General features: G+C 75.8%; 2 protein-coding genes. One reads left to right on the top strand and one right to left on the bottom strand.

The genetic code is table 11. From position 1 onward, the window contains the following. Positions 1–210 (bottom strand): aldehyde dehydrogenase family protein (locus ACFU99_RS43945; protein WP_384404433.1); only part of this gene is annotated, 210 nt, incomplete at its 3' end. Positions 211–553: 343 nt separating this feature from the next. Between ACFU99_RS43945 and ACFU99_RS43940 the strand changes: the two genes are divergently transcribed. Continuing rightward, positions 554–1,296, top strand: a 743-nt coding sequence (locus tag ACFU99_RS43940) for a DMT family transporter (protein WP_384404431.1), incomplete at its 3' end; no start/stop codon positions are given.

Raw genomic sequence — 1,296 nt, 5'->3', positions numbered from 1 at the left:
CAGCAGCAGCCGGCCGCGCTCGGCGGCCGGGGTGCGCGGCCAGGGCCCGCGGTCGAACGCCTCGCGGGCGGCGGCCACGGCGGCGGCCGCGTCCTCGGGGCCCGCCTCGTCCACGGTCGCCACCGGCGTGCCGTCCGCGGGACAGCGGATCTCGCGGGTGCGGCCCGCGGCGGCCTCGGTCCACTGACCGCCGATGAACAGCTCCGGCATGGGGTCCCTCCGGGCTCGTATGGAGTGATGCGCTCGGACGTATTGATGTGTACGGGTCACATGGAGCGAGTGGATACGGGCTGGGGCGGCGGGGCGGTTTCACGCAGAGCCTAAGTGGCGTGGGTCACACGCACGCGGTGTACGCCGCCGTTCGGTCGACGGGCGCAGGGCGCGCGGCCCGGCGGCGGGCGGCGCCGGGTGGACTAAAGATGGGGCGCGGCACCGTGTCCGTACTGCCGAAAGAGTAGGGGTAAGTCCCTCCGTGCGGACGACGCAGGAAGCGCCGGCCGCGCGTCATTGTTGGAGGTATGAACGTTGACCGACGGACCTGGCGAGGCGAGACATGAGCCCACTCGTGCTCTCGGTACTGCTCTGCGTGGTCTCCGCCGTCTGCTACGCGGCCGGAGCCATCGTCCAGGAGCGCGTCGCCGCCACCGGTCCGCACGGCGCGTACGCCCCGTTCGGCCAGCCCCGCTGGTGGGGCGCGGTGGTCCTGACCGGCGCGGGGGCCGCGCTGCACGTGGCGGCGCTGGCGTACGGGCCGCTGAGCCTGGTGCAGCCGCTGGGGGCCCTCACCATCGTCTTCGCGCTCCCCATGGGCGCCCTCGTCGTCCGCCGCCGGGTCGCCGCCGCGGGCTGGCACGGCGCGCTCCTGGCCTCCGTGGGCCTGGCCGGGCTGATGTCGCTGACCGGCGAGGCGCGCCCCGGGGAGTCCCTGGACACCGCCGAGCGCCCGGTGCTGGCCGTCGGCGTGCTCGTCATGGCCGCGCTGCTGGTGCTGGCGACGCGCCGGATGCGCCGCCCGGTCGTCCGGGGTGTGGCGCTGGCCGTGGCGGCGGGCGCCGTCTTCGGCATGGCGTCCGTCTTCACCAAGACCGTCGCCGAGGGGTGGGCCGACGGCGAGACGCTCGCGGTCCTCGCCCCGAGCCTGGCGGCGGTCGCGGTCCTGGCGGTGTCGGGGCTGCTGCTCTCGCAGGCCTCGTACCGGGGCGCGGGGCTCGCGGCGCCGCTCGCCACGGCCACGGTCGTCAATCCGGCCGTCGCGGCCGCCGTGGGGATAGTGGCGATGGGGGAGCGGTTCCGGTA

Origin of the sequence: Streptomyces sp. NPDC057654 (genome assembly GCF_042800135.1) — a bacterium.
Classification (GTDB): Bacteria; Actinomycetota; Actinomycetes; order Streptomycetales; family Streptomycetaceae; genus Streptomyces.
Note: the sequence above shows the minus strand (reverse complement) of the source record. Positions and strands in the feature narration are given on the sequence as shown.